The sequence below is a fragment of the Chromobacterium sp. Ag138 genome, from assembly GCF_055181315.1.
The window spans coordinates 165345-180027 of sequence record NZ_JBUPWA010000001.1; the positions used below are offsets into that span (position 1 = coordinate 165345).

General features: G+C 63.0%; 22 protein-coding genes. 5 read left to right on the forward strand and 17 right to left on the reverse strand.

The genetic code is table 11. From position 1 onward, the window contains the following. Positions 1-112: 112 nt before the first annotated feature. Genes ACY3GB_RS00795 through ACY3GB_RS00805 form a run of 3 tightly spaced genes read right to left on the reverse strand, consistent with a single transcriptional unit; the run spans position 113 to position 2032 of the window. A complete protein-coding gene (locus tag ACY3GB_RS00795; RefSeq protein ID WP_463087018.1) occupies positions 113-1006 on the reverse strand; it encodes a baseplate assembly protein in 894 nt (297 codons plus the stop codon). A 1-nt stretch (position 1007) separates the two neighbouring features. Next, entirely contained in the window at positions 1008-1364 is a 357-nt protein-coding gene (locus ACY3GB_RS00800) for a GPW/gp25 family protein (protein ID WP_463087019.1), read from the reverse strand. Then, positions 1361-2032: a phage baseplate assembly protein V gene (locus ACY3GB_RS00805; RefSeq protein ID WP_463087020.1), complete on the reverse strand. Its 672-nt coding sequence runs from the start codon at positions 2030-2032 to the stop codon at positions 1361-1363. Before ACY3GB_RS00805 ends, ACY3GB_RS00800 begins: the two co-directional genes overlap by 4 nt. Before the next feature lie 270 nt (positions 2033-2302). On the opposite strand from ACY3GB_RS00805, the gene ACY3GB_RS00810 reads away from it, so the two are divergent. Next, a complete protein-coding gene (locus tag ACY3GB_RS00810; RefSeq protein ID WP_463087021.1) occupies positions 2303-3145 on the forward strand; it encodes a hypothetical protein in 843 nt (280 codons plus the stop codon). A gap of 199 nt (positions 3146-3344) precedes the next feature. Here ACY3GB_RS00810 and ACY3GB_RS00815 read toward each other — a convergent pair whose 3' ends face one another. The 4 genes from ACY3GB_RS00815 to lysC are packed head-to-tail and all read right to left on the reverse strand — an operon-like array spanning position 3345 to position 4701. After that, on the reverse strand, positions 3345-3848 hold the full coding sequence (locus ACY3GB_RS00815; RefSeq protein WP_463087022.1) for a phage virion morphogenesis protein: 504 nt from the start codon (positions 3846-3848) through the stop codon (positions 3345-3347). Continuing rightward, entirely contained in the window at positions 3791-4249 is a 459-nt protein-coding gene (locus ACY3GB_RS00820; protein ID WP_463087023.1) for a phage tail protein, read from the reverse strand. Before ACY3GB_RS00820 ends, ACY3GB_RS00815 begins: the two co-directional genes overlap by 58 nt. Beyond that, a complete protein-coding gene (locus tag ACY3GB_RS00825; protein WP_168227191.1) occupies positions 4233-4445 on the reverse strand; it encodes a TraR/DksA family transcriptional regulator in 213 nt (70 codons plus the stop codon). The genes ACY3GB_RS00820 and ACY3GB_RS00825 overlap by 17 nt, the downstream gene beginning before the upstream one ends. Next, the gene (gene lysC, locus ACY3GB_RS00830; RefSeq protein WP_463087024.1) at positions 4438-4701 is read right to left on the reverse strand and encodes an Rz1-like lysis system protein LysC; all 264 of its coding nucleotides are present in this window, start codon (positions 4699-4701) and stop codon (positions 4438-4440) included. The genes ACY3GB_RS00825 and lysC overlap by 8 nt, the downstream gene beginning before the upstream one ends. Between lysC and ACY3GB_RS00835 the strand changes: the two genes are divergently transcribed. Continuing rightward, positions 4700-5038, forward strand: coding sequence for a hypothetical protein (locus ACY3GB_RS00835; protein WP_463087025.1), 339 nt, complete (start codon positions 4700-4702; stop codon positions 5036-5038). The genes lysC and ACY3GB_RS00835 overlap by 2 nt on opposite strands. Here ACY3GB_RS00835 and ACY3GB_RS00840 read toward each other — a convergent pair. The 8 genes from ACY3GB_RS00840 to ACY3GB_RS00875 form a co-directional block, all read right to left on the reverse strand. Beyond that, positions 5008-5793 (reverse strand): N-acetylmuramidase domain-containing protein, encoded by a 786-nt coding sequence (locus tag ACY3GB_RS00840; protein ID WP_463087026.1) that lies wholly within the window; start codon positions 5791-5793, stop codon positions 5008-5010. The two genes, ACY3GB_RS00835 and ACY3GB_RS00840, sit on opposite strands and share 31 nt — an antisense overlap. After that, positions 5784-6095, reverse strand: coding sequence for a phage holin family protein (locus ACY3GB_RS00845; RefSeq protein ID WP_463087027.1), 312 nt, complete (start codon positions 6093-6095; stop codon positions 5784-5786). The genes ACY3GB_RS00840 and ACY3GB_RS00845 overlap by 10 nt, the downstream gene beginning before the upstream one ends. Further along, entirely contained in the window at positions 6092-6460 is a 369-nt protein-coding gene (locus tag ACY3GB_RS00850; protein WP_463087028.1) for a putative holin, read from the reverse strand. The genes ACY3GB_RS00845 and ACY3GB_RS00850 overlap by 4 nt, the downstream gene beginning before the upstream one ends. Before the next feature lie 4 nt (positions 6461-6464). Then, complete coding sequence (locus ACY3GB_RS00855) at positions 6465-6677, reverse strand: tail protein X (RefSeq protein WP_463087029.1); 213 nt, start codon at positions 6675-6677, stop codon at positions 6465-6467. After that, positions 6677-7156 (reverse strand): head completion/stabilization protein, encoded by a 480-nt coding sequence (locus ACY3GB_RS00860; protein ID WP_463087030.1) that lies wholly within the window; start codon positions 7154-7156, stop codon positions 6677-6679. Before ACY3GB_RS00860 ends, ACY3GB_RS00855 begins: the two co-directional genes overlap by 1 nt. A gap of 92 nt (positions 7157-7248) precedes the next feature. Then, a complete protein-coding gene (gpM, locus tag ACY3GB_RS00865; protein WP_463087031.1) occupies positions 7249-7923 on the reverse strand; it encodes a phage terminase small subunit in 675 nt (224 codons plus the stop codon). Further along, positions 7920-8831, reverse strand: a complete 912-nt coding sequence (locus tag ACY3GB_RS00870; protein ID WP_463090907.1) for a phage major capsid protein, P2 family — start codon at positions 8829-8831, stop codon at positions 7920-7922. The genes gpM and ACY3GB_RS00870 overlap by 4 nt, the downstream gene beginning before the upstream one ends. A 152-nt stretch (positions 8832-8983) precedes the next feature. Then, positions 8984-9799 (reverse strand): GPO family capsid scaffolding protein, encoded by an 816-nt coding sequence (locus ACY3GB_RS00875; protein ID WP_463087032.1) that lies wholly within the window; start codon positions 9797-9799, stop codon positions 8984-8986. Between ACY3GB_RS00875 and ACY3GB_RS00880 the strand changes: the two genes are divergently transcribed. The 3 genes from ACY3GB_RS00880 to ACY3GB_RS00890 all read left to right on the forward strand — a co-directional run bounded on the left by ACY3GB_RS00880 (position 9735) and on the right by ACY3GB_RS00890 (position 12761). Next, positions 9735-11714, forward strand: a complete 1980-nt coding sequence (locus ACY3GB_RS00880) for a terminase large subunit domain-containing protein (protein WP_463087033.1) — start codon at positions 9735-9737, stop codon at positions 11712-11714. The genes ACY3GB_RS00875 and ACY3GB_RS00880 overlap by 65 nt on opposite strands. Before the next feature lie 93 nt (positions 11715-11807). Beyond that, the gene (locus ACY3GB_RS00885; RefSeq protein ID WP_463087034.1) at positions 11808-12389 is read left to right on the forward strand and encodes a phage portal protein; all 582 of its coding nucleotides are present in this window, start codon (positions 11808-11810) and stop codon (positions 12387-12389) included. Between the two features lie 75 nt (positions 12390-12464). Beyond that, entirely contained in the window at positions 12465-12761 is a 297-nt protein-coding gene (locus ACY3GB_RS00890; protein ID WP_463087035.1) for a hypothetical protein, read from the forward strand. 53 nt (positions 12762-12814) lie between these two features. Here the strand turns inward: ACY3GB_RS00890 and ACY3GB_RS00895 are convergent, their stop codons facing one another. Then, complete coding sequence (locus tag ACY3GB_RS00895; protein WP_463087036.1) at positions 12815-13333, reverse strand: hypothetical protein; 519 nt, start codon at positions 13331-13333, stop codon at positions 12815-12817. Then, positions 13330-14565 carry a PAAR domain-containing protein gene (locus ACY3GB_RS00900; RefSeq protein WP_463087037.1) on the reverse strand — a complete coding sequence of 412 codons (1236 nt, stop codon included), beginning with the start codon at positions 14563-14565 and terminating at the stop codon, positions 13330-13332. The genes ACY3GB_RS00895 and ACY3GB_RS00900 overlap by 4 nt, the downstream gene beginning before the upstream one ends. Positions 14566-14683 lie beyond the last annotated feature (118 nt).

The following is a 14683-nucleotide window of genomic DNA, read 5'->3' on the forward strand; positions in this document are numbered from 1 at the left end:
CAGCGCGCGCTGTCGGCAATCGTGGCGATGACAGACGGGTCCACCGTCGGCGCCATGACGTCGGCCAGCGCCTGCTCCAGCGGCGTGACGTTGGGCGGCAACAAGTGGCGACTCATGATGCGAACACCTCCGCCGCGGTGCAGTCCGGGTATTGCCCTGGCGCGCACAACACGTCCGACGCCGGCGAGATAATGGCGACGCGGTCAACGCCCGACACATGCAGCGCGGCGTCTATGGCGGAGCGCGGCACGCTGCCGCCTATGGCGCGGCGATCGGCCAACATCTTGGTCAGCCTGGCGCGCGCGCCCTCCAGTCCGCCGCTGACAGCCTCGCCGCCCGGCTGATAGACGATGGATGCCTGAATGGAGAACGCCAGCGGGGTCGCGGCCGCCACCTCCACGGTGTCGCACAGCGGGCGAATGGTTTCGGCATTGAGTGCCGCGGCGACGGTGTCCAGCAGCGGCTGGCCGGCGCGGCCCGCTTGCGCCAGCACCCACACCCGGACCCGCCCGCCGGCCGGGGTCTCGATAGCGACATCCGCCACATCGGCGGACGCGCTCAATGCATGGAACCGGTACGCGCCGCGCGGGCCGGCAGCGGCCAGCCCTTCCATCGCCATCTGGCAGCGGTAGCGCAGCCGCTCGTCTTTTTCATATTCCGCTTCCACGGGCGGGATGGCGTTTGGATCGGCCGGGCGGACCAACAGGCGGGTGACGCCGTAATCGGCGGCCCGATTATCCAGATCGGTTTTCTCGGCATACGCCAGCATCGTGGCGCGGGCGGCTTCGTTGACCCGCTGGCGCAGCAGCAATTCGCGATAGGCGGCGACCTGGGCCAGCATCTGGATAGGCTCCAGCTCGCTTTTCAGCGCGGCGGCGATACCGGCGCGCATGTCGGCCGGCGCGATGCGCAGCAGGGTGGCACAGATGTCGGCCAGGACGGCTTCAAAATCCAGTGTCTCGACAACATCCGGCGGCGGCAGGGCGGACAGATTGATAGCGCTCATGTCAGCCCCTCAGCGCGATGACGTGTTCCAGCGGCTGGCCGCTGCCGCGCCGCCGGCCGTGCACCGATATCGCCAGCGCGCCGGCTTGCTCGCCGGCGCCCACTTCCAGCATGACGCGGGTCAGCTCGATGCGCGGCTCTTGCTCGGCCAGCGCCATGACGCTGGCGGCCATGGCTTGCATGCGGGTTTTGCCGTTTAGCGGCTGGTCGATCAGCTCCGGCAGCAGCGAGCCCACGCGTCGGCGCTCGACGCGCGAACCTAGCGGCGTGGTCAGGATGCGGCCGATGCACTGGCGGATGTGGTCGCCGTCGCCGATGGCGCGGCCGGTGTGCGGGTTGAGGCCGAGGTAGTCGCTCATTTCGGGGTTCCAGTGTCGCCGCCGTGGCTGTCCGGGTGGCGGTGGCCATGCAGACTGACGCCGTTTGACGACAGGGTGCCGGCGGTGTGATTGATGTCGCCGGCGATGGTGGTGGACGCGCCGCCGGCGCCGCCCTGGCCAGACATGCCGGCGAGGTAGCTGAACAGGCCGGAAATAGTGGCTTTGGCTTTTGCCAACACATCGCCCCGCACCGTCAGCCGGCCGTGGACGGTGACGTTGCCAGTGATCAGGGTTTCAGGCACGTCCAGAGTGACGCGCTCGGCGGCTTGGACGGTGGCGGTTTTGATGCCGCTGACCGACAGCGCGCCGGTGACGTGGTTGTAGAGGATGCGGGCGCCGTCCGGGTAGACGCGCAAATGCTCGTCCGGGCTGCTGCTGGGCGCGTCGCACTGGTCGGAATACAGCGCCAGCAGCGCGACGCCCCCGGCCGGGTCGCCGCTGGGGCAGAGCAATACCACCTGCTCGTTGACGGTGGGCGGCTCCCAATCGCGGGTTTGTCCGGCGCGGCGCGCGCACCAGGGCAACCAGTTGCTGGTCAGGCCGCCGGATTTCACGCGCACGCGGCGGGCGGCGTGGTCCACCTCGGCGATGGTGCCGAGGCGGATCAACGATTCAATGCGGCGGGCGAGGTCTGCGAAGTTTTCCATGCCGGCCAGTTTGCACAGGCCGGCGCTGGGTGTCGCGCGTTAGGTGTTGTGTGAAAAGGTGGTACAACATAATAAAAGTAGCTAGCAAGAAACTCTACACACCCTTCAAGAATTCAATACAGCCATTCATGGTTGGTGCCTGGCAATAGTGTCAGATTCTTAATTGATTATTTTGCATTTTGTTTTGGAGTTTATATAGTTGATTGCCGGGCGGTTTGGCATTTTTTGGGGTGGTTTTTATTGGTTAATTTACAGTTTAAGGAGATGAAGATGGGTACGAATGAGTTATCTGCACTGTTCTTGGTTGATGATCCGACTCCATACGTCAAGAGTGCTCACCAATATTTTGAACAGTTTCAGCTTCACTTGCTGAAGGAGGAAGAGTTAAATCCAAACATTCAAGATAAGGATGGGTTGGTGACGTATATGGTGGCTTCGTCAAACCCTCCTCCGAAGGAAATGCAAAAGTTGTATGAGGAGGTCGCGCCAGTTATGGAAGGTCTGACCAATGTTGTAGTCTCAGCAATATTGAAAAAAGCTGGTTCCGATGATGCGAAAAAACACGATCCCGCAGTATGGCGTGGTCCAATGGAGGCAATGACCAAGGCATTCTGCGGCGCATTTTCTCAAACGTCTAAGCACTACGATCAGACCATTCGTGGTGTTGATGTCGCTACTAAGTTCTTAAATATTCTGATGGACGTTACTGTTAACGAAGGTGCTGCACTCGCAGATTTTAGGAAGTTTCTAGCAGGCCAAGGGGAGACCATCCGATCACAGGTTTCAACCAGCACAAATAAATACCTTTATGCCAGTGTCTCAATTGTGCATGAGATTTTCCAAGCATCTGACGGTCGCTGGATCTACGTGCCGAAGTTTAAGAGTTATTTCACTCAATTCACTCAGGAAACCCTGAAGCTTTCAACTGCATGCGCTTCATTTGACCAGTTCAAGTTTAAGTTTGACCTGGATGTGATGTCTGGTGCCTTCATGATTGAGAACTGGAAATCATCGGAAGATTTTCGCAAACAGGTGCGAGATTTTATAGCTAAGTTCCAAAAGGCCAATATCTCAGATTCTGAGAATTACTTTGACGGTATTTTTGGATCTTAGAATTGTCTGAAGAACGGGTTGATATGTGGGTAATGGTAATTTGGTGAGGCGTTCTGATTTTTCACCATGCTAGATAATATTATATTTGCTGCCATTGAGTTTTAGTGGCAGCATTTTTTTATTGTAATTTTAATGATTTTATTAATTTAGGACTGCAAAATTTTCGCTTTGCTTGGAATGGAATAATTGCTTTGCATAATTAATAATTCGCAAGGTTTGAGAGAAGTAAATTTCGCATATTTAAAGTGTCCGTAATATTAAGCCCCAGCAGCTCCCGCGCCGGGTATTCCACGTCGCGCGCAATGCGCGGACTGAAACGGTCGCGCAGGCCGTAATGATGGACGCGAGCGATGCGCTCGACTTGGGCGACGAATGAGACTGCCGCGCCGGCGGCAGTGGCCTCCACCTTCAGCCACTTGGCCGTGCGCAGCTTGGCGAACATCTGGCGGCGCAGCGCGCCCTTTTTCTCGCGCAGCTGGGGCTTGCGCGGCGCGAATGCGCTGCCGTCCGGGTTCTGCTGGGCGGCGATGCGTTTTTGCTGGCTTGCCCGCAGCTGGCAGGCGATTTCGCGGGCAAGGCCGCGGCGGGCGGCCGGTTCCATTTTCTGCAGCAGCGCGCCCAGCTCGGCGTCCAGCTTGGCAATGCTCACTCGCGCACCTCTTCCACGATGATTGTCCAGTCGGTGACGCCGGCGCCTTCCCACTCCGCCAGCGGCTCGCCCAGGTGGGTGGCGCGGATGTCGCCGTCCGGCAGGCGCTCGACGCGCACGGACTCGGACAGCTGCAGGGTGATTTGCAGATCCACCGCATCGACCTTGACCCAATCCACCTCGAACCGAAATCCCTTTTCGCGCAGCTCGGCATTCTGGATCAGCGGCGGTTCGTTCTCCTCGATCCAGGCGCGCAGCGGGATGACGAGCTGATCCAGATGGCCGGCGTAGTCGAGAATCAGCGCCTTCAGGGTGTAGCGGTAGCCGAAGGACAGGCGGCCCGGCGCGGTGGCGATGCCGCCATCCTCGACCAGCATCTGCAGCCGGTCGGGGTTGTCGCGCAGCTCCGGGAGCGCGGCCTCTAGCGCCGCGCGCAGGCTAGCGGGCTTGATCATGCTCGAAATCTTCCTGGCACTGCACGCAGCGGGTGCAGCCGGCAACGATGCGCTGGCGCGCTTCCGGGATCGGTTCGGCGCAGTCCTCGCAGTGGCTCAGGCTGGCGCCGGCGGCGAGGCGGTCAAATTGACGGGCGAGGGCTTCATCGCGCTGGCGCTGCTCCAGCGCCTGGGCGCGGTCGTAAAAATCAGTCATGGCGTAGTTGGCATTGAATGATGCTGTTGATCTGCGCGGCGCAAAACTCAAGCGCCGCCCGGTGCTGCTGCCAGCTGTCCGCCAGCTGGGCGTTGGTTGTCGGCGCCAGCGCCGGCAGCGCGCAGGCCGTCACTGCCGGGCAGCGCGTGGTCAGCAGCGGGCGCGGCGTCGGCGGCGCGGCCGGTGGTGTCGAGCAGGCGGGCAACAGGGCCAGGAATAGCAGCGCTACCCCAGGCGATAGCGGCAGGCGTGGCATGGATGGCGGCCTCCAGTTTCGCCGCGGCGGCGGCGTGTTGACGGGACAGGGTGGACAGCTGGCCGGCCAGCTCACGGCTGGCGGCGGCCTGCAGCTTGATGTCGATATCCTGGGCGGCCAGCTGCTCGCCCTGGGCGCGGTTGCGCTCGGCCAGCACGGCGTTGTCGTGCTGGGTGGCGTCGAGTTCCGCGGCCTGGCGCTGCAATTGGCCGTGCTGCTGCCAGATGGCGAAGCCGGCCAGCAGCGCGGCGGCGATCAGGATGACGGCCAGCACGCGGCGGACGAAGGGAAGCAGGGCGTCGGCGATCATGCGGCGAGCCTTTCCGCCCGCTCGTAGGCGGCCTGCAGCTTGGCGTCGTAGAGGTTTTCGCGGTAGGCCGGGCCGTTGTACAGGCGGGCGACATCGGTCCACTTTTTGGATTGCAGTGCCTTCAGCAATGCCGGCTCAGCCAGCACGAAGCGGACGAAGGCGTCGAGCTGGGCGGGCTCGCCGGACTCCATCGCCTGGCGCCAGTCGGCGGCGCTGGCATAGCCCAGGCGCTGCCAGTGGTAGCCCATGATCTGGAACGCGTCCCAGCTGCAGGACTCGACGGCCACATCCTGGCCGGCGACGCTGCGCAGGCTATCGAAGCGCGCCCACTCGGCCGCGCCGCCGGCGTAGCCGCCGCGCGTCTTGTTGCAGATGGCCGGGTACTGTGCGGCCAGCGCCTCGGCCCGCTCGCCGGCGCGCTGATAGGCGACATGACGCTCCAGCAGGATGACGGGGCGGCCATCCGGCAGGAATCCAGACCCGCGCGACTCGACAGCGTTGATGGCCTTGACCACGGACAGGCCGACGCCCAGGCGGTCGGCGGCGGCCTGCAAGTCGGCGTCGCCCAGCCGGCGCGGGCCAGGTTGGCCATCCAGCGCGGCCAGGGTTTTGGGGCCGGCGATGCCGTCCACCACCAGGCCGGCGCGGCGCTGGAATGCGGCGACGGCGGCCTCGGTGGCGTCGCCATACCAGCCATCGGCGGCGAGCTTGGCGCCGGCGGCGTTGAGCCGGCTTTGCAGCGTTTGCACGTCAAGGCCGTGCGCGCCTTTTTTCAGAGCCATTTTTCTTTCCTCAGCAGGATGGCGAGCAGCGACTGGCGAGGGCCGGCGTTGCGGTACAGCTCCACCACCTTGCCGCGTTGGGCGATCAGCGCCAGCACCAGCGTCAGGTTGATGAACAGTTGCGGCAGGTCGGCCAGCTCCGGCCGGCCGAACAAGCGCAACACCGCCACCGCGCCGGCGGCGGCGATGAGCAGGTAGGCCAGCAGGCTGGCCCAGGGGCGGTGCTGGCTGTCGCCACGCTGGAAGGCCAGCAGCACCAGGGCGAGGAAGGCAGCGACGGCGGCATGAGCGAGAGCGATCATTTGCCGCCCCCCTTCAAGCTGCGCAGGGCCGCGGCCGGATCGTCCGCGCTTTTAATCAGCCACTGCAGCAATTTGACGGCGAGGGCGGCGGCGAGCATGGAGCAGACGCCGGGGCTGATTGCCACGGCCAGCCAATGCGCCACCGCGCCGGCGACGCTGACGGCCGCGAGGCAGCCCGCGATGAACGAAACCAGAAAAAAACCGGCCTTCTTGGCCAGGCTCAAGCTGTCCGAACTGAGCACGAACACTGCCGCGCCGGCGAACGCGCCCAGCACGACGGCGGCGTCGATGCCCGGCGCCAGCGCCAGGCCGGCGACGGTGGCCAGCGTGGCGCTGGTGGCGGTGCTGCTTACAGGTTCTGCCATGGTGTTAGTCCCATAGGTTGATGAGGGTTTTCGTGGGGGCGGGGTCGGCCGGCAGGTCCGGCAGCTGGACCACGGTTCCCGCCGGCAGGATTGGCCCTTTCGCGGCCAGCCCCGGATTGCTCTGCAACAGCATTTCCACCACGCCGCGGGTTTGGCCGTAGACGCGATGGGCGATGGCATCGACGGAATCCCCTTGCAGCGAGCGGATGGCGCGCATCAGATCAGCTCCACCGTTGAGCGGCCGACGCCCAGGATGGCGCGTATGGCGGCGCGGGCATCCGCGCGCAGCTGGTCGGCGGTGTCGTCCAGATCCTCGGCGCGCTGGCGGCCGGTGCCGGCGGTATCGAACGAGCGGTAACGCTCGGCCAGATCCGCCGCGGCGGCGGCGTAGACCGCGCGCCGCCAGCGCTGCACCAGCACCGACTCGCCATCGATCTGCTCGGCGTCGAGGTCGGCCAGCGCCAGCGCGCCGCCGGCGATCTTGACCACGCGCCAGCCGGACAGCTCGCCATTGACCGCGGCGATGGCTTCGATCAGCGCGCCGCGCAGACGGGCGGCGGTGACGGTGCCGTCGTAACGCATGGCGGCGCGGAAGTGGCCGGGCTCGACGTCGGGCCAGAAGCGGGCAGTCTCGATGACTTGGCCATCGTCCAGCGCCGGCGCGCTGGTGGTGGATGCGTTGGTGTTGATGATCATGGCGGTGTCCTTGGTGACGGTGGAGGGGGGGGCGGCCGTTGGCGATTGCCTGGCGTCCACCCCCTTGCCGTCAGTCGCGCGGGGTCGCTCGGTTACGCCTGGCCGCCAGAGGGCGGCGGGGCGCTGTTCTTGATGGCGCGTTCGATGCGCTCAATGTCCTTTTTCACGCCGACGCTGTCGTACAGCTGCTGGGCGCGGCGCAGATGTTCCAGCGCGGCGGCCGGGTCGCTGTCGGCGAGTGCCAGGCCGATTTCCTTGAGCAGCTTGGCGCGCGCGGCATCCGGGATGTCATGCCCCTTGGTCAGCTCATGGGTGTAGACGAGGATGCGAGCGTCAAATGGCTGCTTGCCGTCCCTGGCGATCTTGGCGGCGATGGCGATCTGGTCAGCCACAGCTGTCGCCGGCGTGCGGGTGAACTTGTCCGGCAGCGGCAGGTTATGGCGGAGCACGTACTCGGCGATGTCCAGGGCGGTGTCATAGCAGCCGGCATCGATGCTCCACATCATGATGGTGGTGACGACGTCGTCCGGCCGGCCGCTATCCGCCTGCAGCGCGCCTTCCACCCATGGCAGGTAATCCGGCAGCACTTGGCGCTTGACTTCCGCTTTGCGCTCCATCGAATGCACCAGCTTGAGCTGGCGCCGATCCTCCGCCAGCTTGACCAGCATCAGTTCGTAGGCGGAGCAGTTGACCGGGCTGTCGTCGCCGACCAAGGCCGAAGCCTTGGCCGCGCTGGCCCGCTGGAAGTGGGCGCGGGCGTGGCTCATGCCGCCACCGGCTCGATGTTTTCCACCAGGCAACCGGCCTCGTAGCGCTCCACCACATAGGCTTCGTTATTGCTTTCGTAGTTGGCCGCTTGGTTGTAATCCGGCTCTTCGCGCAGATGGCGGCGGCGGCTGCCGTTCTGGTAGTAGATGGAAAGGTTCGACAGTGGGGTGATCAGCATCGCGCCGGCCGGGAAGAACGGCACGGTGACGGCCGGCAAGCCGCCGACTCGCTTCTGGCTGATGACCATGTCTGCCGCCATCTGCTCGCTGGGCTTGTTGTCTTGGTTGACGATGGGGAAGTACTTGTCATGCAGCAGGTCGCGGCCGAGGATGACCACCAGTTCCGGGTTGCCGGCCAGGGTCGGATCGATCAGGCCGGCCACGGCATCCATCACCAGCGCGTCGAGGTTGGCATAGTCGCCACCCTTATCTTTTGCCCCGATCATGACCTTGCCGGACCCCTTCTTCACTTCCGCCATCACGCGCTCGGGCGCTTTCTCGCGGTAGTACTGCAGCCAGCCCTTGTTGACGTCCTGCGGCAGCGGATTTTTCACGCGGTCGGTTTGCTCCGCGACGCTGACGCCGTTGAAGCCGATCATCATGCGGTCCAGCGCCTGCTGCTTGACGATGACGTCGCGCAGCTTGGTCTGGAAGTCCGGGAACTTGGCCCAGGCGTCGAGCTGGTTGTAGGGGAGCGCGGTGTCAAACTCGGTGAACTCGCAGCGGTACTTGTGGCTGTTCATGTCCGCCAGGTTGCGGGGGCGGCGCGGGTTGGTCGGCGTCACTTTGGTGCGGCCGGCGATGGTGCCGAACACGCCGAGGCCCAACTTTTCGCCTTCCAGTTCATCCACGCCGGTGACGTTGATGCGGGACAGGAATTCGCTCGACTCTTGAATGCGGGTTTCCAGCTTCTACTGGATGGACGGCTGGACGCTGAAGGATTTTTCGACGGCGGCGGCGCTGACGCCGTTCAGCTTGGCGATCTGCTCCAGCAGCTGGGTGAACACATTGCGGGTTTCGGTTTTCATGCGGTATGGCTCCGGTAAGGGGTGAGGGCTGGTCAGCAGTCGGTGACGTGTTCAGCGGCGGCACCAGTGGCGGGCGTGCGCGCCGGGCCGGCGGGTTCGTTGCTCAGCTTGGCGACCAGGGCGTCATGGTCGGTTTTGAGCTGGTTGTACTGCTCGCCCAGCTTTTTGAACTCGGCCGCGGTTGGCAGGCCGCTGAATTGCTCCAGCACGCCGGCCTGGCTCTCGGCGATAGTTTGCACCGCGGCGGATAGCTCGGCGGTGTCGGCGCCCTGACGGCTGGAAAACTTGCCCAGCATGCCCTTGATCTTGTCGCTGAAGCCGGCCAGCGCGCCGGCGCTGTTTTCTTCCAGCTCCAGGGTGAATTCGATGGCTTCGGAAAATAGGTTGTCCGGGTCAAACTTCCGCTTTGCCAGCGGGTTGCTCTTGGCTGTTGCGCTGAATTGCAGCATGTCGCAGCCCAGGCTGGCGGGATCGTCTGTAACAGCAAGGCCGACCAGATAGGCCTCGCCGGTGTCGGCAAACTTCGGGTTGATCTCGATGGATGAGTAAACTTTTTGGCGATCATCGTTGGTCATTTTGACCAGATCGTCAGTCGGATCGATAACAACGAACAGCGCCAGCTTGTCGTCTTCCACTTTTTCCGCGCTCACCTCCAACACATCGCCATAGCGCTTGAATGGGCTGTCCGGCGTATACCCCTTGATGTGCTCCATATTGACCCGCGCGCCGTATTTCTTCGGGTCGTAGTTTTTGGCCATCTGCTCGATCCACGAGCGTTCGATATTGCGGCCGTCGGTGGTGGCACCTTCGGTGGCGACGCGGAATTTCTTGGCTTTTTTGCCTGCCATGGTTGGTCCTCGGTCGGGTGTCTGTCGTGGCGATGCGCCCATATTCCCGGCCAGGCGGGACGGGGTCGAGCGGTGGCTGTTGTGTGGCGATTGGGCACAACCGGCAGGCGAAGAAGTGCGCCGAACAAGGCGGCAGACTGCCGGCATGGATACCAAACTCCCCACCTCCGACCCCAATGCGGACCCGCGCCGGCTGGCGCGCGCGCTGTACTGGCAGGGCTGGCGCGTTTCGCGCATTGCCGAACACCTACGCGAGAAGCCCGCCACGGTGCACAGCTGGAAGCGCCGCGACAAATGGGATGACGCGAGCGCGCCGGAGCGCATCGACTGCGCGCTGGAAACCCGCATCACCCAGCTGATCCACATGGAGCAGAAGGGCAACAGCGAATACAAAGAGCTGGACGCCCTGATGCGCGCCGCGGAACGCGCCGAACGGATGCGGCGCTATCGCAATGGCGGCAATGAGTCGGATCTCAATCCGAAGGTGGCGAACCGCAACGCGGCGCCGAAGCGCCAGCCAGTCAAGAACGCGATCAGCGAGGAGCAAGCCGCCCAGCTGAAGGCGGCATTTCTGGAGCGGATGTTCGGCTATCAGAAGCATTGGCATCGCGCCGGCCTGGCGGAACGGGACCGCGTGATTCTGAAGTCGCGCCAGATCGGCGCGACCTACTATTTCGCCCATGAGGCGTTGATCGACGCCATCGACACCGGCCGCAATCAGATATTCCTGTCAGCCTCGAAAAGCCAGGCGCTGATTTTCCGCAACTACATCGTGAAGTTCGCCGCCCAGGTGGCGGACGTGGATCTGAAGGGCGAGACGATCATCTTGCCCAACGGCGCGGAACTGGCATTCCTGAGGACCAACTCGCGCACTGCCCAGGGCTATCACGGCAACCTGTATCTGGACGAATTCTTCTGGATTCCTCGCTATCGCCAGCTGCGCGACCTGGCGGGCGCCATCGCATCACAGGAGCGATACCGCAGCACCTATTTTTCCACCCCATCGACCATGACCCACGAGGCGTACAAGTGGTGGACGGGGGACGAATTCAACCAGGGCAGGCCTACGGCCGAACAGGTGCAGATCGACGTCAGCCACGGCGCTTTGCGCGGCGGCTCGCGCGGCGGTGATGGCCTGTGGCGCCAGATCGTGACAATCGAGGATGCCCAGGCCAGCGGCTGCAATCTGTTCAACATCGAGTACTTGCGCCGTAAGAACACGCCGGACGTTTTCGCCCAGCTCTACCTGTGCCAGTTCATCGACGATGGGGCGTCGGTGTTCAGCTTCAACCTGATGCAACGGGCGATGGTGGACAGCCTTGAAGAATGGGGCAGCGATTGGAAGCCCTTCACCTTGCGGCCGTTTGGCCACCGCCCGGTATGGCTGGGCTATGACCCGGCCAAGAGCGGCGACAAGTCGGCGCTGATGGTGCTGGCGCCGCCGGCCGTGCCGGGCGGCAAGTTCCGCATTCTGGAGCGCCACCAATTCCAGGGCGCCGACTATGAGGCGCAGGCCAAGTTCATCAAGGACACCTGCGACCGCTTCCATGTGGCGTACATCGGTATTGACGCGACCGGCCTGGGCTCCGCCGTCTATCAACTGGTGAAGAATTTCCGGCCGGATGCGGTTGCGTTCGATTACAACGTCGAGCTGAAAACCAAGATGGTGCTGAAGGCGATGAATGTGCTGGGCAATGGCCGGCTGGAGTATGACGCCGGCCATGCCGATATCGCCGCCAGCTTCATGTCCATCAAGAAAGTTCTTACACCGTCCGGCCGGCAGGCGACATACCAAGCCGGACGCTCCGAAGAAACCAGCCACGCGGATCTCGCGTGGGCCACGATGCATGCCCTCTTCAACGAACCGCTTGAGGGCGCGTCAACCACCAATTCCAGTGTCATGGAGATTTTTTGATATGGGCAAATCGCGACATAGCCGCAACCATTCCCTCACGCCCGCCGAACCGGCGGCAGCGACTCGCCGCTGGCGTTTTCATTCGGCGAGCCGGTGCCGATGCTGGATCGGCGCGAGATCATGGACTATCTGCAGTGCATGGGGAATGAGCGCTGGTATGAACCGCCGATCAGCTGGGATGGCCTGGCGCGCAGCCAGCGCGCCAACGTCCACCACGCCAGCGCGCTGGCGGTAAAGCGCAATGTGCTGGCCAGCACCTTCAAACCGCATCGGCTGCTGAGCCGGTCGGCGTTTTCCGCCTGGGTGATGGATTATCTGGTCTTCGGCAACGCCTACCTGCAGGCCGTGACCAACAGGCTGGGCGGGGTGATGGAGCTGAAGCCGGCGCGCGCCAAGTATGTGCGCCGGGCCAAGGATTTGGCGGGTTTCTGGTGGGTGCCGGGCTTCGATCAGGAACAGCTGCTGGCCGGCCAGGTGCTGCATCTGATGGATGCCGATATCAATCAGGAGGTGTACGGCTTGCCGGAATATCTGGCCGCGTTGCAATCGGCCTGGCTCAACGAGTCGGCGACGCTGTTCCGTCGCAAGTACTATCTGAACGGTTCGCATGCCGGCTTCATCTTGCATCTGTCCGACACCGCCCACAACGAGAAGGACATCGACGCCATGCGCTAGGCGCTGAAGGACAGCAAGGGGCCGGGCAACTTCAAAAACCTGTTTCTCTACACGCCCAATGGCAAGAAAGATGGGGTGCAGGTGATCCCGCTGGCCGAAGTGGCGGCGAAGGACGAGTTCTTCAACATCAAGAGCGTGATGCGCGACGATGTGCTGGCCGCGCACCGGGTGCGGCCCCAGCTGCTGGGCGTGATGCCGGGCAACGTCGGCGGATTCGGCGACGCGCCGAAGGCGGCCGGCGTGTTCTACGAAAACGAGATCAAGCCGCTGATGATGCGGCTGCAGGAGGTAAACGATTGGGCACGCGATGCGCTGGGGCTGAGCGAGGACGTGATCCAGTTCGGCGATTATGCGCTGGCGGCCGCCGCTTGATCCTGGCGCCGATAGATGGAACGGGCCCCGCAGATGCGGGGCTTTTCCAATATCTACGGAGTACTTCTCAATGGCTCTGTAGTGCACGACGCGATGCCATCTTGCCAAGTCACCGTTGAAAGGTAGTCGCGTCCAGAACCGTTTTTGCGAACGCAAAACCCCATGCCATGCTTGCCGTGTTCGCCCGTCATCGCAAATGAAAGTGGGGTATCGCGCGGCAGAGGCTTTGCCGGTTGCTTGTTCTGATCCGGCGAAGCAACGCCATAGGGCACGCACAACGCGGGCGAGGTCGGGAGCGGCCTGGTCCAGGACGCGAACCAAGTACTCCAGGCATAGCCCTTCGATCCTGTCGCTTCATTGAACACGGAGAAGCTCATGCCCATGCCCTTCATATAGTCGGGTGGTGGGTTGCTGATCTTGGCCAGGGTATAGAAGCATGGCTTGCCGCTCTTCAGGACGGCGCTGGCTGTCGCGTCGTATAGCTTCGAAACCGCTAGCGCAGGGGAACTGGCAGTAAGCGCTCCAGCCAATGCGCCGACGATGGCAGTCTTGAACAACGGTAGAGACATCATGGGTTCGGTTCCACCTTGGTCGTGGTCGGCACCAAGTCCGAGTTGGCTGGGTTGGCGAGAAATTCAGCGAGTGCTTCGCGCAGAAGCGGAACGCGCCCGACGTAATCGCCGTATTTGAGAACGGCACCGCCGAAGTAGTGCGCGATCAGCTGGGCTTGCTGCTCCATATTGAAGTCGGCCAGCTTTTTGCCTTTGTCCTCACCGTTCAGATTGTAGCGATACGCCGGGGAGGGCTGGCCGGCAACACCGTCGTCTTTATAACCGCCGCGCGCGCCTAACTTGGTTCCGGCCCAGGCCACAGAATAACCCATTTGAAACTGCCAGACGTGGCCCATTTCGTGGATGAACCAGACTTTCACATCGTCGCCTTCGGTTGAAAAGTCTTCACGATAACTATCCGGAGGAAAATGAATTTCACCGCGGGGGGTCATGGCGTTTCCGGTTCGCCCTGGAATGCCCAGCAGACCACCCTTGTGTATCTTCACCTTGCCGTAATCCAGTGAGTCCTTGAATACGGTCTGCGCCATGGCGATCTCGCCGGGAGTCATCGGTCTGACATCAGGTGGCGGGAGCGTCTCGCTAACTACTGACGAGCCTATTTCCCTTTTGTTGGTCTTCACCCCTTTCAGCTCTACCTTCAGCGCGGGCGCTGGCGCTCGGCCACCCACTTCGCAGGCATGCTCCGCGGTGCAGGCGCAGGGGTAGTACATTTCTGGATAAAATTCGACGCAGGTAATGGCTTGTTCGTCGTCGGTCTTGATCCGCGAGGTTTTGCCCGCCGCGTCCGTCGTACCCTCGATTGTAGAGCCGTCGGCAAGCGTGAGCTTATAGGGCGTGTCGGCCAGGATATTACGGTCAGCGGTGAAGAACCGGATCTGTTCATCAAATGCGGCAGTGAGTGCGGCGGCAGCAACTGCGCCAGTAGCCGCTCCAGCAGCGCCGCCGAGGATGGCGGAGCCGCTGCCTTCGTAGCTTCTGCCAACCTCACCCATCGTCGAGATCAGTTTCGCTCCACAGGAAACCGTATGCCCCTCAAGCGCTACCCCCTTGCCGCCGATGGTCCATGACGGATCGCCTTCCACTATTACGCAGTTTGTATGCCCTTGCCGGGGGCAACTGACGGAGTCGCCGACCAAGGCCACGGCCTTGCCGAACATAGTCGTGGTAGACGATGCGCTGGTAACGTTCCCGCCGTGGTCGGTCGGGTCGCCGATGCGGATGACTCGTTTCATGGAGTGGTGCAGGCAAAGGGTCAATTATATGCGAAAAATCTAATGCAGACCCCTGTCAAACCGGGCAGGGAGGTCTACCAGCCCCCAGCGCGCGCCATCGAAGCCCCGCCTCGCCCCC